Genomic DNA, 2,730 nt, shown 5'->3' with positions numbered 1-2,730 from the left:
TACCACCTGTGTGATTCCTTTTTTCTTGTCAAACTCCTGTTTGAACTTGTAACTCACGGTCGAACCTTTAACTTCCCAAAGTTATTTGAGTATGCTGTCTTTCCACAACCCACCTAGGATTGCTATATTGGCGGTGTTTGGCTATGGTTGCAATCTGGGACCGAATCAAACCGCACGACACACACGGGGGAAAGTTAGTTCGCGGATGTTGGCTTATGTCAATCGCCAACATATCTCTATTCAACAGCTTGAAGCAGCGATGCGAGATCTGATTAATGCTTATAATCTGCTGGATCTGCCAAAGTGTTGGGGGACGGGGAAAAAGGCTGCTGCTGATGGTAGTAAGTTTGAGGTTTATGAGAATAATTTGATGTCAGAGTATCACATTCGTTATGGTGGCTATGGGGGTATTGCTTATCACCACGTTTCTGATACCTACATTGCTTTGTTTACCCATTTCATTAATTGTGGAGTTTGGGAGGCGGTTTATATCCTTGATGGCTTGCTCAAGAATACTTCAGATATTCAACCCGATACTTTGCACGCAGATACTCAAGGACAGTCAACCACTGTGTTTGGGTTGTCATATCTACTGGGGATTAAACTGATGCCTCGGATTCGCAACTGGCAGGATTATAAGTTCTTTCGTCCCAGTCAGGATGCCGTTTACGAATATATCGACCCATTATTCAAAGATGTCGTCGATTGGCAGTTAATCCGTACCCATTGGCAGGATTTAATGCGAGTGGTGTTATCGATTCAGGCGGGGAAGTTTTTACCTTCAATGCTGTTGCGAAAATTAGGAAGTTACAGCCGGAAGAATCGTCTCTATCAAGCTTTCAGGGAATTAGGTCGAGTCGTTCGCACGGTATTTCTACTGGAGTATATTTCTGACCGGGGTTTGCGCCGCGAGATTACTGCCTGTACTAATATTGTGGAAGGCTACAATCATTTCCTAGACTGGATCTTTTTTGGGAAGGAGGGGATTATTACTGAAAACGATCCCGAACAGCAAGAGAAGCGGGTCAAGTATCTCGATTTGGTCGCTAGTGCGGTGATTCTCCATAATGCCGTGGACCTGTCTGTGGTCATTCAGCAATTGACGGCTGAGGGGGTCAAGATCGATCGTGCGATGTTAGCCACTTTGAGTCCTTATCTGACTGGGCATTTGAAGCGGTATGGCGATTTTGTTATCGATCTGCAAAGTATTCCTGCTCCGTTAGAGGGCGCAATTCGTCTCCCGATTGCCTACGGCAGACCAGAGGTCAACGATCTCAAGCATGAAAGCTAGTCTGGGCAATGCTTTAAGGGCTATCTTGCAGGTTTTTACACGTATCCTGTAGCAATCCCTAGAACTAATGCGATCGCCCTCCAGTTTTTGGGAAAGCTAGAACTGTATGTATCCCGGCGCTCATCGAAGCGACTCGTCGCGGGACTTACGGCGACGAGTTAATCAAAGCTACTACTGCATAATGTCCAGCCTCCGCTTCGTCCCAAGTAGTGTAGCGCATACAATATTTGTCCATTAAGTTGCCCCGCTCAAAAACCATTGTTTCAAACAACAACGGCGTTTTTCCAATTCCCCACTGATGGTCTATACCTAAAAAAACAGTGGACACTCGCAGATTGTCAAATTCAGTAAGAGCAACCCGTTTATTTTCAACGTTCTCAAACCAGCGTCCCCATAAATTAATATCTTCTACTGGAATGGGGATTTTGTTCTCAAGGATGTATGTCTGTGTCATAATTTTTTCGCTCCATCTATCCATGTTTTACCATGGGCTGAAATTAAAATGTGCAGTTCGCATAGACGCCGCTGTTGTTATCATTGCTTGGGCTTGGTGATACACAAAACATCCAAAACAGCCTCACGCTAAAGCGGTGACTGGTAAAACAGAAAATAATTAGGAAGACTTGAGTTAACTTGTGCGATCGCGCTCCTTATGGATCTCGTTTTACTTCCTCAATAACAATATTAAATCCTTGCCAGTCTTGCACAGTAAAACCAATACGTGTTTCCTCTGGATATCTAATCGCCATTCTTTCCCAAGCTTCCTCGGCGCTTGATGCTTGGATGAAATAGCCTTGTCTAGCAGTTATATCATCATAACCAATGCAGTTATGAGTATAGAGGGCGTTACGGGTGCAGCGATATTCTTGCATGGTTTGAGCTATGGTTATAAACTTTGCTAACAATAATAAATACATATTATTAATTATTGTGAGCAGTAAAAACCTTAATTACTACGCCAGCAAATTTACTAAACTACGAGTAGACCGCGCTCACGGGGCTATCGCACCACATAAGCCCATATTGCTACTGTCTGTTATTGAGTTAATCGAGCAGGGTGTATTAAGGCATAATCAAATCCCTTTGTCTGCCGAATTAATTGCCGCCTTTCTAAAGCTATGGCAGCAGTTAGGATCTACTACACATAACGCAGATATTGGAATGCCATATTTTCACCTTAGAAGCGATGGATTTTGGCATCTTTTGCCTAACCCAGGATTTGAAGCCCTGCTATCTTCTGGGGCTAAAATTAGGGCAGTTGGCGTACTGCGGCAGGCGGTAGAGTACGCTTACCTGGAGGATGAGTTGTTTGGGTTGTGTTGCAAAAACTGGGTGAGAATAGAAAAGCCCTGTGGGAGGAGTTTGAATTATGCAACCACTCCAAAGATTTGATGGATGAAGACAAGTCGCTCTTTGATAGCTCCTCTGGGAACGCCAAT

At 44.1% G+C, this 2,730-nt stretch carries 3 protein-coding genes and 2 pseudogenes; 3 read left to right on the top strand and 2 right to left on the bottom strand.

Going from position 1 to position 2,730, the window contains the following annotated elements; translation table 11 throughout:
* Both AC2VE5_RS25555 and AC2VE5_RS25550 read left to right on the top strand, forming a co-directional pair.
* A pseudogene (locus tag AC2VE5_RS25555) lies at positions 1-117 on the top strand (IS630 family transposase); the annotation flags it as partial.
* Positions 110-1,291, top strand: a pseudogene (locus AC2VE5_RS25550) (transposase); the annotation flags it as partial. The pseudogenes AC2VE5_RS25555 and AC2VE5_RS25550, both read left to right, overlap by 8 nt.
* A gap of 145 nt (positions 1,292-1,436) precedes the next feature.
* Here AC2VE5_RS25550 and AC2VE5_RS25545 read toward each other — a convergent pair.
* On the bottom strand, positions 1,437-1,745 hold the full coding sequence (locus tag AC2VE5_RS25545; protein WP_486890390.1) for a hypothetical protein: 309 nt from the start codon (positions 1,743-1,745) through the stop codon (positions 1,437-1,439).
* A 196-nt stretch (positions 1,746-1,941) separates the two neighbouring features.
* Positions 1,942-2,208 carry a hypothetical protein gene (locus tag AC2VE5_RS25540; protein WP_486890389.1) on the bottom strand — a complete coding sequence of 89 codons (267 nt, stop codon included), beginning with the start codon at positions 2,206-2,208 and terminating at the stop codon, positions 1,942-1,944.
* Between the two features lie 13 nt (positions 2,209-2,221).
* Here AC2VE5_RS25540 and AC2VE5_RS25535 point away from each other — a divergent pair, with 13 nt between their 5' ends.
* Positions 2,222-2,683 (top strand): phosphorothioated DNA-binding restriction endonuclease family protein, encoded by a 462-nt coding sequence (locus tag AC2VE5_RS25535; RefSeq protein WP_486890388.1) that lies wholly within the window; start codon positions 2,222-2,224, stop codon positions 2,681-2,683.
* Positions 2,684-2,730 lie beyond the last annotated feature (47 nt).

The sequence above is a fragment of the Aliterella sp. E5.1 genome, from assembly GCF_057473825.1.
This window is presented reverse-complemented; position numbering and strand designations above follow the sequence as displayed.